Genomic DNA, 19,620 nt, shown 5'->3' on the forward strand with positions numbered 1-19,620 from the left:
TCGACCTTCAAACCGCCCTCGATTCGAGCACGGGCGGCTGTGAAAGGAATGAACGAATGCAGACCAGGTTTCTGAAATCGACCACCGCGATCCTTCTCGCGCTGTCGGTCGCCGTCCCCGCGCCCGCCGTGGCCCAGCAATCCGCCGTCCAGGACGAGGTGGAGAAGGTCCAGAAGAAACTCCAGGAGGAGCTGGACAAGGTCACCGGCAAGGAAAAGAAAGCCGAAGAGGGTGAAGTCGAGGCGGAGGCAAGCGCCGACGGCTCCATCGAGTCCGAAGAGAACTCCGAGACCGCCGAGGCGCGGGACGAGATGAAGCCGGACGAGAACGCCAGCGACACCGCCGAGGCCGCCACGACGGCAGCCCCCGAGGCGACCGCGGAGGCCGTCCAGGAAACCACCGACGCCGCACCGCAGGCCGAGGCGACCGCCGAAGCGGGCACCGAGGTGAAGCCGGAGGCAGACGCCGCGGAAAATGCCGAAGCTCCGGCTGAAGCTCCGGCTGAAACGACGACGACCGCCGAAGGCGCCGCGACGACGGAAGAACCCGCGACGGAGCAGGCGACGGACGCCACCGCCGCACCGGCAGAAGAGACCACCGAGACGGCCGAAACCACCGGTGACCAGCCCGCGACCGAACAGGCAGCGGACGCCACCGGCGAGCCGCAGGACACCCGTCCCGCCGAAACGGCCGAAGGCACCCAGCCGGCTGCCGACGGTGAGGTGACGACCACCGCGGAATCCGGCGACGCCCCGGCGGATGCCGAGACGACCACCACCGCCGAAACCGAAGGCGCGACGACAGACACCGAAGCCACGACCACCGCGGAAACCGGGTCCGAGACGACCGAGGCCGAGACGACCACGACCGCCGAGACGGACACCACGGCCGCAGACACCGAAGCGCAGGAACGCGCCGAAGCGGCCGCCGGCGACCAGCCGACGGCCGAATCAGGCGAAGCGCCCGAAACGATGGCCGCGCAGGCCGGTGAAGACGGCGGCACGCTGATCGAGGAAACCGTCACCGAAGAGTCGCAGCGCTCCTCCTCCGAGGAGTTCAACACCGCCGTGGACGGTCAGGCCGACGCGAACGCCCAGACCACCGCGCAGGCGGAAAGCGACGATGACGGGGGTCTCTCGACCGCCGAGAAGATTGCCGTCTTCGGTCTCGGCGCCCTTGCCGTCGGTGCCCTGCTGAACAATGGCCAGCGGGTCGTGTCGAACTCCGGCGACCGCGTCGTGGTCGAGGAAAACGGCACATACCGCGTGCTCAAGAACGACGACGTTCTGCTGCGCCAGCCGGGTGCGGACGTGAAGACCTATGCTTTCAACGACGGCTCGACCCGCACCGTGGTCGTGAATCCCGATGGCAGCCAGGTCGAAACCATCCGCGCCGCCGACGGCCGCGTCCTGACACGGACCAAGGTTCTGGCCGACGGCCGCCAGGTCGTGCTGTTCGACGACACGCAGGCGGTCCAGCAGGTGGCTGTGAACGAACTGCCGCAGGCCACCAGCACCCGCAGCTCGGTGACCGCCAACAGCGGTGACGAGGCCGCGCTGCGCGATGCGCTCCGTGCCAGCCTTGCCACCGATCCGGGCCGCAACTTCTCGCTCGCCCAGGTGCGTGGCATCGACGGCGTGCGCAAGCTGGCCCCCGAGGTCGAAGTGGACAACGTGAACTTCCGCACCGCCTCGGCCGTGATCGAGCCGCAGGAAGCCGAAGCGCTGTCCTCGCTCGGCAATGCCATGCGCTCGGCGATCGAGGAGAACCCCGGCGAGGTCTTCCTGATCGAAGGCCATACGGATGCCGTCGGCGACGCGGGCTACAACCTCGCCCTGTCCGACCGCCGTGCGGAATCGCTGGCCCTCGCGCTGACAGAGTATTTCAACGTGCCGCCGGAAAACATGGTGATCCAGGGCTACGGTGAAGCCGACCTCAAGGTCGAAACCGCCAGCGCCGAACGCCAGAACCGCCGCGCCGCGGTCCGCCGGATCACGCCGCTGCTGGAAGGCCGCAGCTAAGCCTCTGGCCGCGCATTCCGCGTCCGACTGAAACCAGACGCCCCCGCAGTGTCCTGCGGGGGCGTTTCCATGTCCGGGCATCCCGTGACGGCGTCACCGCTTTCCGAACAACGAGCCAAGCCAGCCCGACCGGCGCGGGGGCGGATTGTGCCACTCGCCCGACCAGAGATCGTAATAGGTGAGATCGGCAAGCGCGCGGGGCACGGCATCCTCGCCGATCGCCTCGATCACCTTCTCGGGCACCGACACGCCAAGGTCGCCGTCGTCCAGCGCAAAGACCTCGATATGGGCGTCGAGGGCAGTCAGCCGCTGTCCGACCTCGTCCGCCCGGCCCTCCGACCGGACCACCAGATGTCGCGCCATGCTCAGCCCCGCATGAACGTGACCACATCCGCACCAAGCGCGGCGGCGGTCAATGTCGTATCGGCCGTGCCGTCGAGCGTCTGTCCCCGGACGTCGAAAATCACCTCCAGCGACCGGATCTTGGGCGGCAGGTTCGCGCGGCCCTGCGCGATGCGCGCCCGTGTGAAACGCGCCGCCAGCGTCACGCCTTCGGGCGTCTCGAGATAATGGTTGTGCACGAGGATGCAGCGCTCCCCGTGGATGACTTCCGGTACGAACATGGCAACCTCCGATTGCGCACTCTTGCCGATGGCGACCGTTTCGGCAACCGGCCTGTCTGTTCGGCACGACACCCGGCGCGCCTCCGCCAAATCCTCCGCGGGACCGCATCCCCTTGACCCCGCCGACCGCAGGGCCGACATATCGCGCACCAAACGGAGGCCCCCATGCCCGAACGCAATCAAGCCGCCCTCGATTTCCTGCTGTCGCGCCGGTCGCGCCCGGCCAAGACGCTTTCCGCCCCCGCGCCGGGGCGGGACGAGCTGGCGACGATCCTGACCGCCGCCGCCCGCACGCCCGACCATGGCAAGCTTGAGCCGTGGCGCTTCATCGTGCTGGAGCGCGGGGCGCTGGACCGGCTGGCCGTGCTCGCCAAGGAGCGGGGCAGGGCGCTCGGCAAGGATGACGTGGACACCGGCAAGGCGGTCAGCCAGTTCGCCGACAGCCCGCTGGCCGTCGTCGTGGTGGAAAGCCCGGTCGACAGTCCCAAGATCCCCCCGCTGGAACAGACCTATTCCGCGGGCGCCGTCGGCCTGTCGCTGCTGAACGCGGCCCTCGCCGCGGGCTGGGGCGCGAACTGGCTGACCGGCTGGGCCGCCCATGACCGTGCCTTCGTGACCGAGGGCCTCGGCCTCGCGCCCCATGAGCGCGTGACCGCCATCGTTCACATCGGCACCGAAGGCTCGGCCCCGCCCGACCGTCCCCGCCCGGATCTGGAACGGAAGGTCACATGGCTGTCGGCCTGATCCTCCGCGCCTTCTCGCTGACGCTGTCGCAGACCGGCGACCCGCGCTTCCGCCGGGTGCTGTTCCTCGGCGTCGGGCTGACCTTCGCGCTGCTGGTCGCGGTCTTCGCGGCCTTCCTGCTGCTGCTCAACTGGCTGATCGGCCCCGAGGCGACGCTGCCGCTGATCGGCGAGGTGACGTGGATCAACGATCTGGCCACGCTGACGACCTTTTTCGTGCTGATGATCATGTCGGTCTTCCTGATGGTGCCCGTCGCCTCGGCCATCACCTCGATGTTCCTCGACGATGTCGCGCAGGCGGTGGAGGACAAGCATTATCCCACGCTGCCCCCCGTCGGCCGCCAGCCCGTGGGCGAGGCGATCCGCGACACGGTCAACTTCCTCGGTGTGCTGATCGGCGCGAACGTGGTGGCGCTGATCCTCTACGTCCTGCTGCCGCCCTTCGCGCTGTTCATCTTCTGGGGGCTGAACGGCTTCCTGCTGGGCCGCGAATACTACACGCTGGCCGCCATGCGCCGGGTCGGCCGGGAAGAGGCGAAGCGCCTGCGCAAGCGCCATGCGCTGACCATCTGGGCGGCGGGGGTGCTGATGGCGATGCCGCTGTCGATCCCGCTGGTGAACCTCGTGATCCCGATCCTCGGGGCCGCGACCTTCACCCACATCTACCACGGGCTGGACGGCCGCCGCGGTTAGTTCCGCGGCGTGTCGCGCCACATGGAATCGCCGGTCCCCATCCGTCCGAACCAGTCGATATCGCGGACGCTGATCCAGCCCGACAGGATGATCCCGCCGATGATGACCCAGAGCACGGCGGAAATGCCGGTCGTGATCCAGATCTTCTTTTTCAGGTGATGCACCTCGGGCGCGCCCGACTGGGTGCCCGGCGTCACCTCGCCCATGTCCTGCTGTGTCTTGATCCGCACGGGCGCGATGATCAGCAGCACCATGAACCAGATGACCGCGAACAGGACGAGGGCGGATGTCGGTCCCATCAGACCTGCTCCAGCTCCACGAGGCAGCCGTTGAAGTCCTTGGGATGCAGGAACAGCACCGGCTTGCCATGCGCGCCGATCTTGGGATTGCCGTCGCCCAGCACCCGCGCGCCGGTCGATTTCAGGTGATCGCGCGCCGCGATGATGTCGTCGACCTCGTAGCAGACATGGTGGATGCCGCCCGCCGGGTTCTTGTCGAGGAAGCCCTGGATGGGCGAGCCTTCGCCAAGCGGATAGAGCAGTTCGATCTTGGTGTTCGGCAGTTCGATGAACACGACGGTCACGCCGTGATCCGGCTCGTCCTGCGGGGCACCGACCTTGGCGCCGAGCGCGCTGCGATACTGCTCCGACGCGGCCTCGAGGTCGGGCACGGCGATGGCGACATGGTTCAGGCGGCCGATCATGGGTCTCTCCTTGCTCAGGTTTCAGACCTTATGCGCTGGCCCGGCCCGCCGTTCAAGCGCCCCCGCCGCGACCAACGCGCGCGGACATCCGCCGCCCTTCCGCGCGGTGACGGCCCTTCACAGCACCGCGATCCGCGCCCCGGCCCTTGACGGCGGGGGCAGGGACGGAAACAACGTCCCCAACGACCATGCCGGCCCGAAGGAGTCCCCATGAAGTTCCGTTTTCCCATCGTCATCATCGACGAGGACTTCCGGTCCGAGAACACCTCGGGCCTCGGCATCCGCGCGCTGGCCGATGCGATCACCGCCGAAGGCTTCGAGGTGCTGGGCGCCACAAGCTACGGCGACCTCAGCCAGTTCGCGCAGCAGCAGAGCCGTGCGTCGGCCTTCGTCCTGTCCATCGACGACGAGGAATTCACCCCCGGCCCGGACCTCGATCCCGCGGTCGTGAACCTGCGCAACTTCATCGAGGAGGTGCGCTGGAAGAACGACGAGGTGCCGATCTACATCTACGGCGAGACCAAGACCTCGCGCCACCTGCCCAACGACATCCTGCGCGAGCTGCACGGCTTCATCCACATGTTCGAGGACACGCCGGAATTCGTGGCCAAGCACATCATCCGCGAGGCCAAGACCTACCTTGAAGGCATCCAGCCGCCGTTCTTCAAGGCGCTTCTGGATTACGCCGAGGACGGATCCTATTCCTGGCACTGCCCCGGCCATTCCGGCGGCGTCGCCTTCCTGAAAAGCCCGATCGGGCAGATGTATCACCAGTTCTACGGTGAGAACATGCTGCGCGCCGACGTCTGCAACGCGGTCGAGGAGCTGGGCCAGCTCCTGGACCACAACGGCGCCATCGGGGCGTCGGAACGCAACGCCGCGCGGATCTTCAACGCCGATCACTGCTTTTTCGTGACGAATGGCACCTCGACCTCGAACAAGATGGTCTGGCACCACACCGTCGCCCCCGGCGACGTGGTGGTCGTGGACCGCAACTGTCACAAGTCGATCCTGCATTCGATCATCATGACCGGCGCGATCCCGGTCTTCCTGCGCCCGACCCGCAACCACTGGGGCATCATCGGGCCGATCCCGCATTCGGAATTCGAACCCGAGGCGATCAAGGCGAAGATCCGCGACAACCCGCTGCTCGAAGGCTACGACGCCGACACCGTCAAGCCGCGCATCATGACGCTGACCCAGTCGACCTATGACGGCGTGCTCTACAACACCGAGGTCATCAAGAACCTGCTCGACGGCTATGTCGAGAACCTGCATTTCGACGAGGCATGGCTGCCCCACGCCGCCTTCCACCCGTTCTACGGCAGCTACCACGCCATGGGGAAAAAGCGCGACCGGACCAGGCATTCCGTCACCTACGCCACCCAGTCCGTGCACAAGCTGCTGGCCGGCATCTCGCAGGCCAGCCACGTGCTGGTGCAGGACAGCGACGAGACCAAGCTCGACCGGCATCTCTTCAACGAGAGCTACCTGATGCACACCTCCACCAGCCCGCAGTATTCGATCATCGCCTCCTGCGATGTCGCGGCGGCGATGATGGAGCCGCCGGGCGGCACCGCGCTGGTCGAGGAAAGCCTGATGGAGGCGCTCGATTTCCGCCGCGCCATGCGCAAGGTGGACGAGGAATTCGGCAACGACTGGTGGTTCCAGGTCTGGGGCCCCGACACCCTCGCCGAAGAGGGCATCGGCCGCACCAAGGACTGGGAGCTGAAGAAGACCGACAGCGAAGGCGTCGAATCCTCGGGCGAGGACGCATGGCACGGCTTCGGCGACATGGCGCGCGGGTTCAACATGCTGGACCCGATCAAGGCCACGATCATCACCCCCGGCCTGAACATCGACGGCCGGTTCGAGGAGACGGGGATCCCGGCCTCCATCGTGTCGAAATACCTGACCGAACACGGCGTGGTGGTCGAGAAGACCGGCCTCTATTCGTTCTTCATCATGTTCACCATCGGCATCACCAAGGGCCGCTGGAACACGCTGCTGACCGCGCTGCAGCAGTTCAAGGACGACTACGCCAAGAACCAGCCGATCTGGCGCTCCATGCCCGAATTCTGCGAAAAGCAGCCGCGCTATGAAAAGATGGGGCTGATGGACCTCTGCCAGCACGTCCACGCGCTCTATGCGAAATACGACGTCGCGCGGCTGTCGACCGAGATGTATCTCTCCGAACACCGCCCCGCGATGACGCCGCACGCCGCGTTCTCGCACATCGCGCGCCGCCAGACCGACCGGGTCGCCATCGACGATCTGGAAGGCCGGATCACCACCAGCCTCGTGACGCCCTATCCGCCGGGCATTCCGCTGCTGATCCCCGGCGAGGTGTTCAACAAGCGGATCGTGGACTACCTCAAGTTCAACCGCGAATTCGCGCGCGAATGTCCGGGGTTCGAAACGGACATCCACGGTCTGGTGCAGGAGGTCGGTGACGACGGCACGATCACCTACTTCGCGGACTGCGTGGCCGAATAGCCGGCGTGCCCCCGCGCATCAGCGGTTGCGGGGGTGGTTCCGGGCGTCCCGCTCGTTCCCGCGCCGGTAGTTGCCGGTCAGTCGGGCCATCTCCTGCTGGCGGGCGTCTTCGTCCATGGTCGCCGCCTCGGCCAGAAAGGCCGCCGCGTCGGCACCCCTGAGAACGGTGGCCTGCCGCCCGCGGTGGCTGATGACGACCTCGCCACTCTTGCGGGCCGAGTAGCGGAAGCCGAGGTCCGTCAATGCCTTGCAGCCCGTTCCGAAGGTGATCCCGTTCGGGGGCGGAGGGTCGCGATCATGACCCGTATTCCGCCTTCAGCCGGTCGGCGAGCCTCACCGCCAACGCCATCATCATCAGCGTCGGATTGGCGTGCCCGGTGGTCGGCATCACCGATCCGCCCGCCAGATAGACCCCGTGCACGTCGTGCAGGCGACAGTCCGGCGTGACGACGCCCGTGGTCGGGCTCTCGGACATCCGCGTCGTGCCGGTCGTGTGGCCCATGTCGATCACCGGCACGGCCCCGGCCTCCCCGGATGCGGCCCAGTCGGGCAACTCCGGCACCGGCAGGCAGGCCTCCGCCAGCCCGTCCCGCAGCATCTGCGTCATTCGCAGCAGGGTCCGCCGTTCCCGCGTGCCAACGCGCCAGCGCACCTCGGGCAGGGGCAGGCCGAACGGGTCCGACTGGTCCGACAGCACCACCCGGTTGTCGCGGTCCGGCGCCTGTTCCACGATGCCCTGCGCCTCGGCCCCGACCAGCTTGTGCGGCACGCCGCGGAACTGGAATTCGCGCGCCGCCGTGCCCGGCATCCGCCGCAGCACCGTGTCGACGATGAACCGCCGCGCGCTGTCCGGCATCCGGTCGCTCTGCAGCGCCCGCAGCCCCACGGCCTTGGCCACGTGACCCGGCCCGAGCGCCACCGTCACCGCGTCCCGGTAGGGCGAGGGGCTTGTGCGGCGCACGAGTCGGGCCAGCGCGCTGACCGGATCGTCCTCGGCCCGCGTCTCCATGAAGAAGACCGCGCCGTTGACCAGTTCCTCGGCCTCCTGCCGCGTCTCGGACAGGGCCAGCCCGTGGGCGTACATGTGGCTATGCCCGTCGTGCCGCAGCCCGTAGAACCCGAACCGGCCGGCGATGCCGGGCGCGGCGGCGGCGTCGAACCGCCCGACCGGGGCCAGCAGGTGGTCGGAAAGGTGACGTCCGACCAGATCGTTGCGATTGCCCAGCCCCGGCGCGTGGCTGCCGCGCGACACCAGCAGCAGGCGCGCGTTCTCGATCGCGCTGGCCGCCAGCACGCAGGCCCTCGCGCGCACCGTCGCGCGCCCGCCATCCGGCGTCGCGACCTCCAGCCGGTCGAACCGGCCGCCGTCCGGGTCCGTATGCACCTGCGTCACGGTGGCGTTCAGCAGCACCCGGACATTGTCGGCCTCCAGCGCCGCGAACTCCGCCCCGAAGCGCATCACGTCCATCGGGTTGATCCGCCCGCGCGAGAACTGCCAGAAGAAGTCGCGGAACGCCGCCGGATCCACCTCCGGCTCCGGGCGGGCACTGCCGGCCAGGTCCCAGAACCTCGCGTCATAGACATTCGGCCCGAGGTTCAGGAACCCCGCCGCCCGGTCCACGTAGGGCGCGAGCGCTTCGTGCGACACCGGCCAGCCGGACCCCGGAACCCACGGCCGCGCCGCAAAGTCGATCGCGTCGAACGACGCCGACTTCCCGGCCCATGCCTGCGTCGAGCCGCCGAGCCCCCGGCACCGGACCCCGAACCGCTGGACCTCGCCCGACCAGGCCGAGGGCAGGGCGCTGTGATAGGCCGCGCGGCGGGCCTGGAACCCGTCCTCCGCCGCCCCGTCGACCGCCGCGACCGCATTCAGCGCCGCATGCTCCGGCGTCTCGGCGCTCAGCCCGCTTTCCAGCACCAAGACCCGCAGACCGGAGCCGATCAGCTCCTGCGCGACGCTCAGGCCGCTCGGGCCGCCACCAACGATAACGATATCCGTTTCAAGCGGCGTCTGCGGGGGCAGGTCGTCAAATCGGTCGATCTGCATGGGCGAATGCGGGTCCTCGGCAACGTTCCGGAATTTCCCGCACCGGATAACGCAAATTTTTTGCAGGCGGGTATTGGTGACTGACATAGTCATTATAGCAACCGGCAACGACCGTTAAGGCCAAGAATAATACATGCAAAGATTGGGATTTAAGGAATGGCTTGCCGCGGGCCGTGCCATTGCGCGCGGGGACCTGCTGCGCGACAGCAGCCCCGGACAGGCCTGCGCGAAGTTCGAGGAACGGCTCTGCGCCATGCTCGGCGCGCGCCACGCCCTGACCGTGAACAGCGGCACCACCGCGCTTGTCACCGCGCTGGCCGCGCTCGAGGTCGGGCCGGGGGACGAGGTGCTGGTGCCCGCCTACACCTGGATGTCCAGCGCCGCCGCCCCCGTCCATGTCGGCGCCGTCCCGGTCCTCGTCGACATCGACGAGACGCTGACGATCGACCCCGAAGACATCGAGCGCAAGATCACCCCCCACACCCGCGCCATCATCCCGGTGCACATGAACAACCGTCCCTGCAACATGGACGCGATCATGGCGATCGCCCGGAAACACAACCTGCTGGTGATCGAGGACGCCTGTCAGGCCATCGGCGTCAAATACGGCGACCGCTACTGCGGCACCATCGGGGATGCCGGGACGCTCAGTTTCAACCAGCACAAGAACATGACCGCGGGCGAAGGCGGGGCCGTGCTGTTCAATTCCGACCGCGCCTATGCCCGCGCGTTCAATTTCCACGACATCGGCATGTCCTTCCGCAACCGCAAGTTCGCAGATGCGGAGCCGGAGTTCCTCGGCTTCAATTATCGGGCGAGCGAGATCACCGGCGCGATGCTGAACGTCCAGCTTTCGCGGCTGCCGCGGCGGCTTGCCGGAATGCGCCGCCGCCGCGACATCCTGCGTGCGGCGCTTAGGGACGGCGGCCATCCGGTCGCGCCCAGCCATGACGACGATGCCGCGCTCGGGCTGGTGGTCACCTTCGATACCGAGGACGAGGCGACCGCCTTTGCCACCCGGCGGGGCGTGGCGCGGATCCACGACAACACCAAGCACGTCTACACCAACTGGGCGCCGATCATGAACAAGCGCACCTTCCATCCCCGGATGAACCCGTGGGAATGGGCGCAGAGCCGGATCGAATACACCCCCGACATGTGCCGCAGGACGCTCGACCTGATGCGGCGCAGCTGCCGGATCGGGCTGGGCGAAAGCTATCCCGTGCCGCTCGTCCGGGCCTCGGCGCGGCAGTTCCGACAGGGCTGACCCGTTCGTCAGTCAGGCTGGCCGCCGCTTCGACAGGGACTGTTTCAACCCCTGCGTGCCGGATGCGCACCCTTTGCACGCATCCCGGAAGACATGATGTGCCGCATTTCCTGCAGGGCGCGAATACTCCGAGCGTATCCGGCAACAGGGCCATGTTCGCCACATTGTCGCCATATTCCTTTACGATCAAAGGCTAATCGTGTCGAAAAAACGGCCAATGCGCAGGCTTTCGAAAGCCTTTCGCGGATAAAGAGCCTTGGCGCGATGTGTAGTGACCAGTCGAGCGGCGAGAAATGGCAACGATCTATGACCTGATCGAAGTCACGGGTATCAATTCCAACACCACCTATTCGAATGCCAACGGTGGCATTCTGGGCGTGGTCGAGGGTGCGACCTCCACCGACCTCGACGACGGTGAATTCGACATCGGCGACATCGTCAGGATCGACGGGGTCAACTACACGGTCAGCATCATCCGTGAACCCTCGTCGACCGGGAACTTCCTGCTGGGCGACGGCAGCACCGAGACATTCACCTCGGGCAGCGAATCCAATCTCGACGTCATGTTCCTGGCCCTGACGAACGGCGGCACCACCCGCTATTTCGTCCTGCCGAACGACAGCTACGGCGACATGAACGTGCAGGCGGTGAATATCGCGGGCACCACCAACGTCGGCGGCAGCGACGCGGCGGTCATCGGCACGACCAATGACGAGGTCAACATCGTCTGCTTCTGCCGCGACACGCTGATCGAGACCGAGGGCGGTGCGACCGTGCCGGTGCAGGACCTGCGCGTCGGCCAGCGCGTGCGCACGGCGGATCACGGCTATCAGGCCATCCGCTGGATCGGGCGGCGGCGGCTCGGTGCGACCGAACTCTCCGCGATGCCCCGACTGCGGCCCGTGCGCATCCGCGCCGGTGCGCTCGGTCCCGATCTGCCGGTCCGCGACCTGCTGGTCTCGCCGCAGCACCGGATTGTGATCCGCTCCCGGATCGCGCAGCGGATGTTCGGGCAGGCTGAAGTGCTGGTGCCCGCCTGTTTCCTGCTGCCGCTCGATGGCGTCGAGATCCTGCCCGAGACGGAAGAGGTCACCTATTTCCACCTGCTGTTCTCGCGGCACGAAATCATCTTCGCGAACGGGACACTGGCCGAAAGCCTCTACACCGGGCCCGAGGCGATGAAGGCGCTGACGATCGACGCACGCGAGGAAATCCGCAGGATCTTTCCCTCGCAGAACGGGGTCGACCCGGCCCATCCCGCCGCCCGGACCTTCGCGGCCGGCCGACGTGGCCGGCGGCTGATCGAAAGGCATCTCAAGAACGACCAGTTTCTGCTAGCACCGGCCGGACGCTGTCCGCAGCCGGCCTGATGCGTCGCGCACAGCAGACCTGCATCTTTTACCCCCTGACACTGCCGTCCCAAGTGCTAGTCTCCACCCCGACAGGAGGCGCCTTATGGACCGTTTCGACGACATCCCCGAAATCGCACTCGACTGGCACCGCGCGGGCAAGGGCGCGGTCATCGCCACCGTGGTCGAGACATGGGGCTCCGCCCCGCGCCGCACCGGCGCCATGCTCGCCGTCTCGGGCGAGGGCGAGCTCGAAGGCTCCGTCTCCGGCGGCTGCGTCGAGGGCGCGGTCGTGACCGAGGCCTTCGAGGCGCTGGAGACCGGCCAGACCAAGCTGCTCGAGTTCGGCGTCTCGGACGAAGACGCCTTCGCCGTCGGCCTCGCCTGCGGCGGCACGATCAAGGTGCTGGTCCAGCCCGTAGGCAAACCCGGCGGCATCGCCGAGGCGACGCTGGCCGAGCTGACCGCCGCCCGCGCCGAACGCCGCGCCGTGGCGCTGGCCGTGAACGTCGAGACCGGCGAGACGAAAATCGCCGGGGCAGGGGATCACGCCGCCCGTTTCCGCGCCGACCGCTCGGGGATGGAGGAGGACGGCATCACCTTCGTCGCCATCCACAACCCGCCGCTGCGGCTCTTCGTGGTGGGCGCGGTCCATATCGCGCAGGCGCTGGTGCCGATGGCGCGGATCGCGGGTTACGACCCCGTCATCATCGACCCGCGCCCCGCCTTCGCCGCCGAACACCGCTTTCCCGGCGAAACCATCCTCGACGATTGGCCGGACGAGGCGCTGGCGGCCCGTGGCCTCGACGCCCGCACCGCACTGGTGCTGCTGACCCACGACCCCAAGATCGACGACACCGCGCTGGCCGCCGCCTTCGCCTCGGACGTGTTCTACATCGGCGCCCTCGGCTCCACCCGCACCCACGCCAAGCGCGTCGCGCGGATGGAGGCGGCAGGCCACCCGGCCGGGGCCATCGCCCGCATCCACGGCCCCATCGGCCTCGACATCGGGGCGGCCACGCCGTCCGAGATCGCGGTCTCGATCATGGCCGAGATGACGAAAGTGCTGCGACAGGCATGAGGTTCGGCGACGTCCCCACGCCCGAGGCCGAGGGCGCGATCCTCGCCCATTCCGTGGCACTGCCCAAGGGCCGCCTGCGCAAGGGCCACGTCCTGACCGCCGAGGACCTGACTGCCCTGACCGAGGCGGGCCATGACGCGGTCATCGCCGCCCGCCTCGACCCCGGCGACGTGGCCGAGGACGAGGCCGCCACCCGCCTCGCCGCCGCCCTGCTGCCCGATCCGCAGGGGCAGGGCCTGACCGCCACCACCGCCTTCACCGGCCGCGTGAACCTCAAGGCGGCGGGGCCGGGGGTGATCGTGCTCGACGAGGAACGCCTGACCGCGCTGAACCGCATCGACCCGATGCTAACGCTGGCGACGGTGCCGAACTTCCAGCAGGTCGGCACGGGCCAGATGGCGGGGACCGTCAAGATCATCTCCTACGCCGTTCCCGGCACCGCCCTCGACGCGGCGGAAACGCTGCTCTCCGCCGCCCCCGCCATCCGCCTCGCGCCGCCGGTGCTCCGCACCGCCCGCCTGATCGTGACCGAGATCCCCGGCGGCGCGGGCGAGAAGGGCGCGCAGGCCGTGCAGTCCCGCCTCGACGCCTTCGGCATCGCCATGACCGGCCCCGTCACCGTCCCGCACCGCACCGCGCCGCTGACCGAGGCGATCGCGTCGGCGGACGAGGACCTGATCCTGATCCTCACCGGCTCCGCCACCTCCGACGCCCATGACGTCGCGCCCTCGGCCCTCCGCGCGGCCGGCGGGAGCGTCGAGCGCTTCGGCATGCCGGTCGATCCGGGCAACCTGCTCTTCACCGGGCACCTCGACACCCGCCCCGTGATCGGCCTGCCGGGCTGCGCCCGCTCGCCCGCGCTGAACGGCGCGGACTGGGTGCTGGCCCGGATCGCCTGCGGGATCGCGGTGACGCCCGACGACATCGCGGGCATGGGCGTGGGCGGTCTGCTCAAGGAAATCCCGACACGTCCACAGCCACGTGAAAGACGCAAGGGTTAGGCCAGATCGGCCTTTTCCTCCCCTGCCGCCCATGTTTAACTCCCCCCGACACCTGCATTCCCGCGGAGGACCCGATGCCCCAGATCAGCATGACAGTGAACGGCAAGAGCGCCAGCGGCGAGGTCGAGGGGCGCACGCTTCTCGTTGAATTCCTGCGCGAATCGCTGCGCCTGACCGGAACGCATGTCGGCTGCGACACCTCCCAGTGCGGGGCCTGCACGGTGCATGTGAACGGAATGCAGGTCAAGGCCTGCACCATGTTCGCCGCCGAGGCGGACGGCGCCGAGGTCACGACGATCGAGGGCATCGCCAAGGGCGACGAGCTTTCCGCCGTGCAGCAGGCGTTCCAGGACCACCACGGCCTGCAATGCGGCTTCTGCACGCCGGGCATGATCATGGCGGCGGAATCGCTGCTCAAGGTCAACGCCAAGCCCTCCGAGGCGGAAATCCGCGAACACCTGCACGGCAACATCTGCCGCTGCACGGGCTACCACAACATCGTCAAGGCGATCATGGCCGCATCCGGCCAGGACGTGAGCGCGCTGACCCCGGCCGAGTGACCGGGCCGCGCCGTCCCGGCGTCCACGCTTGTCGCCAAGGTTGGGATCGGGGGCTCTGCCCCCGCCGCGGCTGTGCCGCGACTCCCCCGGCATATTTCCGGCAAGATGAAGCAGGGGAGCTCCCTCGGCTTCATCTTGCCAGAAATATGCCCGCCGGAGGCATCCGGCGCAGCCGGATTTCCCGCGCGGCCTCAGGGCTTGCGAAAGATCAGGACCCGGTTGTTGGCGGGCATCGCCAGCACCGCCGCCATCTCCAGCCCCTCCGCCGCCGCGCCCTCGCGCAGGTCCGCGATGTCGCGCAGGCCCCAGTCGGGGTTGTCAGCGCGCAGACCCGCGTCGAAGCGGGCGTTGCCCTCGCCGGTGTGGCGGCCGTTCTCCATGAAAGGGCCGTAGAAGATCAGCAGGCCGCAGGGGCCGAGGACCTGAGGGGCGCCGCGCAGGATACCCGCGAGAACGGCGGGCGGCGCGATGTGGATGACATTGGCGGTGAAGACCGCCGTGAAGGGCCCCGCCGCCGTCACCTCCGGCCCCCAGTCCGCCGCCGCGTCGAGGGCGAGCGTGTCGCGGGACGGCAGTTTCAGCGCGAGGCGCCAGGATTCGGCCGAGGCGCAGTGTTCGGGGTAGGGGTCCGACGCCTGCCACGCGATGCCGGGCCAGGCCAGTTCGAAGGCCGCGCCGTGCTGGCCGGTGCCGCAGCCGATCTCCAGCACCTTGCCCGTCCGGCCGCCGAGCCACGGCGTCAGCGCCGCGATCAGCGGCGGCGAGTTGCGCGGGAAGACTGGCGAGGACAGCCGCGCATCGCCGTAATCCGCATGCCGGTCCGGCGTGTAGCGCGCCACGTGGGCGCTGGTCGGCTGGTTGCCCGTGTCTTCCGTCGTCACCTGTCTCTCCCTGCGTCGTTCCGCCGGAGCCTAGGGCGCACCCGCCGCGGCGGCAAGCTACTGCGCCGCTGCGGCGATCCGGTCCGCCGCAGCCCGCGCCCGGACCGCGCCGGGGGTCTCACCGGTCCAGCCGTGAAAGGCGCGGTGGAACGAATTCGCGTCGCGGTAGCCCAGCAGGAAGGCGATCTCGGCCAGCGACTGCGGCGTCTCGGTCAGGTAGAGCCGCGCGAGATCGCCGCGCACCTCGGCCAGCAGGTCCTGATAGCGCAGGCCTTCCTCGCCCAGCTTCCGCTGCAGGGTGCGCTGGCTCATCGCCAGCCGCGCCGCGAGGCGTTTCACATCCGTCTCGCCCGCCGGCAGCGCCTCGACCAGCGCCGCGCGCAGGCGCTGCGCGACGGCCCCGGTCGCGGCCAGCCGTTTCTCCAGCACCGGGCGGAAGATGGCGTAGAGCGCCGGGTTGGCTGCCGTGAAGGGGCGCGTGGCCTCCGTTTCCTCGAACTCCACCGCCCATGTGTCGGCGAGGGTCAGCTCGCGCCCGAACCACGCGCGGCAGAGGCGGGTTTCGGTGTCGTCCGGCAGCGCCGCCACGGTGACGCGGGCCGGGACAACGCGGTGCTGCGTCCCGGCGCGGGCGAGGTTCACCTTGAACATCAGTTCCATCATGGCCATCAACGGCGGCAGGTCGAGCCCCGGCTGGCCCGCGATCTCGCCCCTGAGCCGCCCGCCGGTGCGCGACACCGTCAGCCGCATCGGCCCGATCAGCGCCTTGTAGGTCGCCAGCCGCTCCAGCGCCGTGGCGAGGTCGGGCGAGGAGAAGCAGGCCAGCAGCGGCGGCGAAAACCCCTCGGGCGTCGTCGCCTCGACCACCCGGATCGGCAGGCCGGGGGCGGGCGACATCAGCTCCATCGCCTGCCACAGCCGCAGGTATTCGTCGGCGCTGAGCGTCGGGGCCTCGCGCGACAGCAGGTCGGCGGGCAGGCGGGCGGCGCGCAGCAGGGGGGCGGCGTGGAGGCCCAGCCGTCCCAGCACCAGCGGCCAGCTCAGGTCCATCGTGAATCGCTGCATCCCCGGCCTCCGCCCCTCACTTGACCTGGCTCATGATCACGCGGTCGAACAGCCGGTCGCTCAGCAGGCCGCGCAGGAAGATCAGCGGCTTTGCCATGGAGCCGACAGCATAGCGCGTCCGGGGCCGTGTTGCACGGATCGCCGCGATCATCGTGTCGGCCACGACGCCGGGCTTGGTGGCGTTCGGCTGGTTGCCCGCCGCCCGATCCAGCGCCGCGACCAGCCGCCCGTAGGGCCCGTCCGCCTGTCCGCGCGTCATGTTCCGGTCGAGCGCGCCGTAGAAGCCGGTGTCGATGATGCCGGGCCGGATGACGATCACGTCGATCCCGAGCGGCTTCAGTTCCAGCCGCAGCGCGTCGGACCAGCCTTCGAGCGCGTGCTTGGTGGCGTGGTACCACGCGCCGAGCGGGGTGTAGATCCGCCCGCCGACCGACGAGACGTTGATGATCCGCCCGTGCCCCTGCCGCCGCATGATCGGCAGGATCAGCTGGGTGATCCGGGCGAGGCCGAAGATGTTCACTTCGAACTGCTCGCGGGCCTTGTCGATGGCGACCTCCTCGACCGGGCCGTAGACCGCGAAGCCCGCGTTGTTGATCAGCACGTCGACCCGGCCCGCCTCGGCTTCGATCCGCGCGACGGCGGCGGCGATCTGGTCGTCCTTCGAGATGTCCATCCCGATCACGGTGGCGCCGGCCGCTTCCAGTCCCTTCATTCTGTCGACCGAACGGGCGAGGGCAAAGACCTTCGCTCCCTCCGCCAGCAGCTTCTCGGCCACCGAGAGGCCCATTCCCGACGAGGCGCCGGTGACGACGACAACGCTGTCCCTGATCTGCATCTTCCGTCTCCTGTTCATCGCCCCCGGTGCGGGCGGCGTCTGACCGGAGAGATAAACGAGCGGCTGGAAACCGCACTCGCGGATCGTGCCAATGGACTTGCGGATCGCGCCAATCGGCTTGCGATCTGCGCCATCGGACGCGTGGACTGTCCGAACAGCTCGCTGGCGTTGCGGCCCGCGACCGGCTACGCCTGACGGACCTTGCACAGCCAGGCGGGTTTCGGGGAGTGCTTCGGTATGCCAACGACACTGCGCATTTTCGTCCCCACGGCGATCCGGGCCTTCATGGACCGCATCGCGCCGCGTCTGGAGGCCGAGACGGGCGTGCGCCTCGTCCAGCTGGTCGATCTGAATCCGGTGATACCGGAACGGATCAGGGCCGGCGAACCCTATGACATCGGCCTGACCAATCCGGACTATGCGCAGGCGCTGATCGACGACGGGTTTGCAGTGCGCGACAGCCATCGTGCCTTCGGTCGCGTGTCCCTTGCGATCGCGCGAAAGGGCGGGTCGGATGGTCCGGTACTGGCGGAGCAGGACGATATCGAGGCGCTCCTGCGCGGCGCGAAGAGCATCGCTTACACAGGCGCGGGCACCAGCGGGCGCACGTATCTGGATGCGATGGCGCGCTTGGGGCTGAGCGATGTCGTGGTCCCGAAAAGCCATGCGCTTGAGGGGGGCGTGCCTGCGGCATCGGTCGCGGACGGGACATACGAGCTGGCGATTGCCCCGCTCACGACGGTGGTCGCCACGCCCGGTGTCGTTGCCGCAGCGGTGTTCCCGGACCACCTCGGGACACATATCGACATGTCCGCGTTTCGGGGCACTACATCATCTGCCGCCGCTAAAAGGGTGGTCGACGTCCTGACCGATCCCAACCTCGACGACGACTGCGCGGCGGCGGGAATCTCGCGTTTCCACCTGATCTGAGGGTGCCGGGTTCGACCCTCTGCGTTCAGGGCGGCGTGGCCAAACGCCGCCGCAATGAAAAACGCCCGCCGTCAGCGGCAGGCGTTTGGCTTTGGCAAATGCCGGGAGCGGTTACTTGGCCGGGCCGATCATCATGACCATCTGGCGGCCTTCCATCTTCGGCATGTTCTCGACCTTGCCGATCTCCTTGACGTCTTCGGCCACACGTTCCAGCAGCTCGCGCCCGAGGTTCTGGTGCGCCATCTCGCGGCCGCGGAAGCGGAGCGTGACCTTGACCTTGTCGCCGCCCTCGAGGAAGCGCATGACGTTGCGCATCTTGACCTCGTAGTCGTGCACGTCGGTGTTGGGGCGGAACTTCACCTCCTTCACCTCGATGATCTTCTGCTTCTTCCGGGCTTCGGATTCGCGCTTCTGCTGTTCGTACTTGAACTTGCCGAAATCCATGATCTTGCAGACCGGGGGTGTGGCGTTCGGCGAGATCTCCACCAGATCCAGACCCGCTTCCTCGGCGAGGGCCATCGCCCGCGCCGGTGTCACAACACCGATGTTTTCGCCTTCCGCGCCGATCAGGCGTATCTCGTTTGCGCGGATTTTGTCGTTGACACGCGGGCCGGTGTCACGGGTAGGGGGGGCATTGTGGGGTCTGCGAGCCAGTTTTTCGTTCCTTCGATGGTGGCGTGATGTGAGGGCGCAAGGTAGTCGCGCGGCCGTTATTCTTCAAGTCGCAAAACGGCGAAGAGTTCCTGGTCGAATCCCGTCCGTCGGTCGGACCGCCGGCTGTTCATGTCGGGATCGGGCGGCCCGTCACGTGACGGGCACGCCATGGGGATCGCTGGTGCCCTTGACGTATTTGAAGGTCCCGACGCCGTGCGCGCAGAGCGTGCCGAAATCGTCGTGCACCTCGATCTCGGACGAGAAGATCTTGCGCCCCGCCGACTTGACGCGGGAGCTGACGTGCAGCGCCTCGCCCTTGGCCACGCCGACGAAGTTCGCGGTCAGCGACAGGGTCACGCATTGCCGGGTGCGGCCGGGGTAGGGGCACCAGCAGCCCGAGCCGGTGCCGACCGAATCCATCACGGCAGACAGCAGCCCGCCATGGGCCGTGCCCGCCTTGTTCAGAAGTTCGGGCCGCAGCGGCAGGACGCCCTTCACCCAGCCATCGCCCCGCGCCACGTAGCGCAGGCCGATCATCCGGTTGAAGCCGCCAAGGCGGAACATCTCGGGGTTCGGGCCGGGATTATCCTCGGTCGCACTGTCGATATACCCGTCCGGGTGGGCGGGCGTCCTTGCGTCATCCATCACTGGGTCGTGTCCTCGGGCAGTCC

The 19,620-nt window shown here is 68.3% G+C and carries 21 protein-coding genes; 10 read left to right on the forward strand and 11 right to left on the reverse strand.

Annotated elements, in window-relative coordinates:
• The first annotated feature begins 56 nt into the window (after positions 1-56).
• Positions 57-2,021: an OmpA family protein gene (locus ATO6_RS10605; protein WP_088623972.1), complete on the forward strand. Its 1,965-nt coding sequence runs from the start codon at positions 57-59 to the stop codon at positions 2,019-2,021.
• A 93-nt stretch (positions 2,022-2,114) separates the two neighbouring features.
• On the opposite strand, the gene ATO6_RS10610 is transcribed toward ATO6_RS10605, so the two are convergent.
• Together ATO6_RS10610 and ATO6_RS10615 are read right to left on the reverse strand one after the other, a co-directional pair.
• The gene (locus ATO6_RS10610) at positions 2,115-2,384 is read right to left on the reverse strand and encodes a hypothetical protein (RefSeq protein ID WP_088623973.1); all 270 of its coding nucleotides are present in this window, start codon (positions 2,382-2,384) and stop codon (positions 2,115-2,117) included.
• A 2-nt stretch (positions 2,385-2,386) separates the two neighbouring features.
• Positions 2,387-2,644, reverse strand: a complete 258-nt coding sequence (locus ATO6_RS10615; RefSeq protein WP_088623974.1) for a hypothetical protein — start codon at positions 2,642-2,644, stop codon at positions 2,387-2,389.
• A 165-nt stretch (positions 2,645-2,809) separates the two neighbouring features.
• Here ATO6_RS10615 and ATO6_RS10620 point away from each other — a divergent pair, with 165 nt between their 5' ends.
• Together ATO6_RS10620 and ATO6_RS10625 are read left to right on the forward strand one after the other, a co-directional pair.
• A complete protein-coding gene (locus ATO6_RS10620) occupies positions 2,810-3,388 on the forward strand; it encodes a nitroreductase family protein (protein WP_088623975.1) in 579 nt (192 codons plus the stop codon).
• Complete coding sequence (locus ATO6_RS10625) at positions 3,373-4,080, forward strand: EI24 domain-containing protein (protein ID WP_176440893.1); 708 nt, start codon at positions 3,373-3,375, stop codon at positions 4,078-4,080. The genes ATO6_RS10620 and ATO6_RS10625 overlap by 16 nt, the downstream gene beginning before the upstream one ends.
• On the opposite strand, the gene ATO6_RS10630 is transcribed toward ATO6_RS10625, so the two are convergent.
• Together ATO6_RS10630 and mce are read right to left on the reverse strand one after the other, a co-directional pair.
• A complete protein-coding gene (locus ATO6_RS10630) occupies positions 4,077-4,379 on the reverse strand; it encodes a DUF1467 family protein (RefSeq protein WP_088623976.1) in 303 nt (100 codons plus the stop codon). The two genes, ATO6_RS10625 and ATO6_RS10630, sit on opposite strands and share 4 nt — an antisense overlap.
• Positions 4,379-4,783, reverse strand: a complete 405-nt coding sequence (gene mce / locus ATO6_RS10635; RefSeq protein ID WP_088623977.1) for a methylmalonyl-CoA epimerase — start codon at positions 4,781-4,783, stop codon at positions 4,379-4,381. Before mce ends, ATO6_RS10630 begins: the two co-directional genes overlap by 1 nt.
• Positions 4,784-4,993: 210 nt before the next feature.
• Between mce and ATO6_RS10640 the strand changes: the two genes are divergently transcribed.
• Positions 4,994-7,279 carry an arginine/lysine/ornithine decarboxylase gene (locus tag ATO6_RS10640; RefSeq protein ID WP_088623978.1) on the forward strand — a complete coding sequence of 762 codons (2,286 nt, stop codon included), beginning with the start codon at positions 4,994-4,996 and terminating at the stop codon, positions 7,277-7,279.
• A gap of 18 nt (positions 7,280-7,297) precedes the next feature.
• Here ATO6_RS10640 and ATO6_RS10645 read toward each other — a convergent pair whose 3' ends face one another.
• Positions 7,298-7,522 carry a hypothetical protein gene (locus ATO6_RS10645; protein ID WP_088623979.1) on the reverse strand — a complete coding sequence of 75 codons (225 nt, stop codon included), beginning with the start codon at positions 7,520-7,522 and terminating at the stop codon, positions 7,298-7,300.
• 52 nt (positions 7,523-7,574) lie between these two features.
• Entirely contained in the window at positions 7,575-9,326 is a 1,752-nt protein-coding gene (locus tag ATO6_RS10650; protein WP_176440894.1) for an FAD-dependent oxidoreductase, read from the reverse strand.
• Positions 9,327-9,459: 133 nt separating this feature from the next.
• On the opposite strand from ATO6_RS10650, the gene ATO6_RS10655 reads away from it, so the two are divergent.
• From ATO6_RS10655 to ATO6_RS10675, 5 genes are all read left to right on the forward strand, one after another.
• Positions 9,460-10,593 (forward strand): DegT/DnrJ/EryC1/StrS aminotransferase family protein, encoded by a 1,134-nt coding sequence (locus tag ATO6_RS10655; protein WP_088623981.1) that lies wholly within the window; start codon positions 9,460-9,462, stop codon positions 10,591-10,593.
• A gap of 293 nt (positions 10,594-10,886) precedes the next feature.
• Positions 10,887-11,963 carry a Hint domain-containing protein gene (locus ATO6_RS10660; RefSeq protein ID WP_254919119.1) on the forward strand — a complete coding sequence of 359 codons (1,077 nt, stop codon included), beginning with the start codon at positions 10,887-10,889 and terminating at the stop codon, positions 11,961-11,963.
• An 85-nt stretch (positions 11,964-12,048) separates the two neighbouring features.
• Positions 12,049-13,023 (forward strand): XdhC family protein, encoded by a 975-nt coding sequence (locus ATO6_RS10665; protein ID WP_088623982.1) that lies wholly within the window; start codon positions 12,049-12,051, stop codon positions 13,021-13,023.
• Positions 13,020-14,024 carry a molybdopterin-binding protein gene (locus ATO6_RS10670; RefSeq protein ID WP_088623983.1) on the forward strand — a complete coding sequence of 335 codons (1,005 nt, stop codon included), beginning with the start codon at positions 13,020-13,022 and terminating at the stop codon, positions 14,022-14,024. The genes ATO6_RS10665 and ATO6_RS10670 overlap by 4 nt, the downstream gene beginning before the upstream one ends.
• A 74-nt stretch (positions 14,025-14,098) precedes the next feature.
• The gene (locus ATO6_RS10675; protein WP_088623984.1) at positions 14,099-14,584 is read left to right on the forward strand and encodes a (2Fe-2S)-binding protein; all 486 of its coding nucleotides are present in this window, start codon (positions 14,099-14,101) and stop codon (positions 14,582-14,584) included.
• 191 nt (positions 14,585-14,775) lie between these two features.
• On the opposite strand, the gene ATO6_RS10680 is transcribed toward ATO6_RS10675, so the two are convergent.
• The 3 genes from ATO6_RS10680 to ATO6_RS10690 are packed head-to-tail and all read right to left on the reverse strand — an operon-like array spanning position 14,776 to position 17,365.
• A complete protein-coding gene (locus tag ATO6_RS10680; protein WP_088623985.1) occupies positions 14,776-15,465 on the reverse strand; it encodes a DUF938 domain-containing protein in 690 nt (229 codons plus the stop codon).
• A 57-nt stretch (positions 15,466-15,522) separates the two neighbouring features.
• Positions 15,523-16,530, reverse strand: a complete 1,008-nt coding sequence (locus ATO6_RS10685; protein WP_088623986.1) for an AraC family transcriptional regulator — start codon at positions 16,528-16,530, stop codon at positions 15,523-15,525.
• Positions 16,531-16,546: 16 nt separating this feature from the next.
• The gene (locus ATO6_RS10690) at positions 16,547-17,365 is read right to left on the reverse strand and encodes an oxidoreductase (RefSeq protein ID WP_088623987.1); all 819 of its coding nucleotides are present in this window, start codon (positions 17,363-17,365) and stop codon (positions 16,547-16,549) included.
• Positions 17,366-17,602: 237 nt separating this feature from the next.
• Here ATO6_RS10690 and ATO6_RS10695 point away from each other — a divergent pair, with 237 nt between their 5' ends.
• A complete protein-coding gene (locus tag ATO6_RS10695; RefSeq protein WP_088623988.1) occupies positions 17,603-18,295 on the forward strand; it encodes a substrate-binding domain-containing protein in 693 nt (230 codons plus the stop codon).
• Between the two features lie 111 nt (positions 18,296-18,406).
• Here ATO6_RS10695 and infC read toward each other — a convergent pair whose 3' ends face one another.
• Entirely contained in the window at positions 18,407-18,949 is a 543-nt protein-coding gene (gene infC / locus ATO6_RS10700) for a translation initiation factor IF-3 (protein ID WP_088623989.1), read from the reverse strand.
• Positions 18,950-19,099: 150 nt separating this feature from the next.
• Positions 19,100-19,594 carry a PaaI family thioesterase gene (locus tag ATO6_RS10705; RefSeq protein ID WP_088623990.1) on the reverse strand — a complete coding sequence of 165 codons (495 nt, stop codon included), beginning with the start codon at positions 19,592-19,594 and terminating at the stop codon, positions 19,100-19,102.
• Positions 19,595-19,620: the final 26 nt, after the last annotated feature.

The sequence above is a fragment of the Oceanicola sp. 22II-s10i genome (assembly GCF_002210105.1).
GTDB lineage: Bacteria > Pseudomonadota > Alphaproteobacteria > Rhodobacterales > Rhodobacteraceae > Pseudooceanicola.

What these genes read in the sequence shown, in the direction of transcription:
- ATO6_RS10660 (WP_254919119.1), top strand. Translation starts at nt 10,887, where the DNA reads ATGGCAACGATCTATGACCTGATCGAAGTCACGGGTATCAATTCCAAC.
- ATO6_RS10640 (WP_088623978.1), top strand. Translation starts at nt 4,994, where the DNA reads ATGAAGTTCCGTTTTCCCATCGTCATCATCGACGAGGACTTCCGGTCC.
- ATO6_RS10655 (WP_088623981.1), top strand. Translation starts at nt 9,460, where the DNA reads ATGCAAAGATTGGGATTTAAGGAATGGCTTGCCGCGGGCCGTGCCATT.
- ATO6_RS10620 (WP_088623975.1), top strand. Translation starts at nt 2,810, where the DNA reads ATGCCCGAACGCAATCAAGCCGCCCTCGATTTCCTGCTGTCGCGCCGG.
- ATO6_RS10650 (WP_176440894.1), bottom strand. Translation starts at nt 9,326, where the DNA reads ATGCAGATCGACCGATTTGACGACCTGCCCCCGCAGACGCCGCTTGAA.
- ATO6_RS10670 (WP_088623983.1), top strand. Translation starts at nt 13,020, where the DNA reads ATGAGGTTCGGCGACGTCCCCACGCCCGAGGCCGAGGGCGCGATCCTC.
- ATO6_RS10685 (WP_088623986.1), bottom strand. Translation starts at nt 16,530, where the DNA reads ATGCAGCGATTCACGATGGACCTGAGCTGGCCGCTGGTGCTGGGACGG.
- mce (WP_088623977.1), bottom strand. Translation starts at nt 4,783, where the DNA reads ATGATCGGCCGCCTGAACCATGTCGCCATCGCCGTGCCCGACCTCGAG.
- ATO6_RS10675 (WP_088623984.1), top strand. Translation starts at nt 14,099, where the DNA reads ATGCCCCAGATCAGCATGACAGTGAACGGCAAGAGCGCCAGCGGCGAG.
- ATO6_RS10625 (WP_176440893.1), top strand. Translation starts at nt 3,373, where the DNA reads ATGGCTGTCGGCCTGATCCTCCGCGCCTTCTCGCTGACGCTGTCGCAG.
- ATO6_RS10605 (WP_088623972.1), top strand. Translation starts at nt 57, where the DNA reads ATGCAGACCAGGTTTCTGAAATCGACCACCGCGATCCTTCTCGCGCTG.
- ATO6_RS10630 (WP_088623976.1), bottom strand. Translation starts at nt 4,379, where the DNA reads ATGGGACCGACATCCGCCCTCGTCCTGTTCGCGGTCATCTGGTTCATG.
- ATO6_RS10690 (WP_088623987.1), bottom strand. Translation starts at nt 17,365, where the DNA reads ATGCAGATCAGGGACAGCGTTGTCGTCGTCACCGGCGCCTCGTCGGGA.
- ATO6_RS10610 (WP_088623973.1), bottom strand. Translation starts at nt 2,384, where the DNA reads ATGGCGCGACATCTGGTGGTCCGGTCGGAGGGCCGGGCGGACGAGGTC.
- ATO6_RS10705 (WP_088623990.1), bottom strand. Translation starts at nt 19,594, where the DNA reads ATGGATGACGCAAGGACGCCCGCCCACCCGGACGGGTATATCGACAGT.
- ATO6_RS10615 (WP_088623974.1), bottom strand. Translation starts at nt 2,644, where the DNA reads ATGTTCGTACCGGAAGTCATCCACGGGGAGCGCTGCATCCTCGTGCAC.
- ATO6_RS10695 (WP_088623988.1), top strand. Translation starts at nt 17,603, where the DNA reads ATGCCAACGACACTGCGCATTTTCGTCCCCACGGCGATCCGGGCCTTC.
- ATO6_RS10665 (WP_088623982.1), top strand. Translation starts at nt 12,049, where the DNA reads ATGGACCGTTTCGACGACATCCCCGAAATCGCACTCGACTGGCACCGC.